The sequence below is a fragment of the Burkholderia sp. BCC1998 genome (assembly GCF_905339875.1).
Classification (GTDB): domain Bacteria; phylum Pseudomonadota; class Gammaproteobacteria; order Burkholderiales; family Burkholderiaceae; genus Burkholderia.
Genome location: NZ_CAJPHE010000095.1, coordinates 1 through 545, shown reverse-complemented (window position 1 = coordinate 545; position 545 = coordinate 1). Strand labels below are relative to the sequence as shown.

The 545-nt window shown below is 63.1% G+C and carries 1 protein-coding gene; it reads right to left on the bottom strand.

Features of this window, described 5'->3' with window-relative positions:
- Nucleotides 1-545, bottom strand: a 545-nt coding sequence (locus U5A56_RS36935) for an Ig-like domain-containing protein (protein WP_321927419.1), incomplete at both ends; no start/stop codon positions are given.

Below are 545 nucleotides of genomic sequence, written 5' to 3'. Positions count from 1 at the left end.
TCGGCGCGGCAGCCGACGTATCGAGCGTAAAGCTGAACGAAGTCGCCGCCGACGTGTTGCCGGCGATGTCGGTTTGCCGGACCTGCACATCGTTCACGCCTTCGGTCGCGCTGAAACTCGTGTTCCACGTATGGCCGCCGTCGATCGAATATTCGACGGTGGCACCGGTCTCGACACCGGTCAGGTTCAACGTGCCGACATTGGTGACGTGATCGGACGCGCTGCTGCCCGAATCGGTGGTGAGGGCAACGCCGGGGGCGGCGGCCGACGTGTCGAGCGTGAAGCTGAACGACGTTGCTGACGACGTGTTGCCGGCGATATCGGTCTGACGGACCTGTACGTCGTTCAGGCCTTCGGTCGCGCTGAAGCTGGTGCTCCAGGTATGACCGCCATCGATCGAATATTCGACGGTCGCACCGGTTTCGACACCGGTCAGGTTCAGCGTGCCGACGTTGGTGATGTGATCGGATGCGCTGCTGCCGGAATCGGTGGTGAGCGCAACGCTCGGCGCGGCAGCCGACGTATCGAGCGTGAAGCTGAACGAA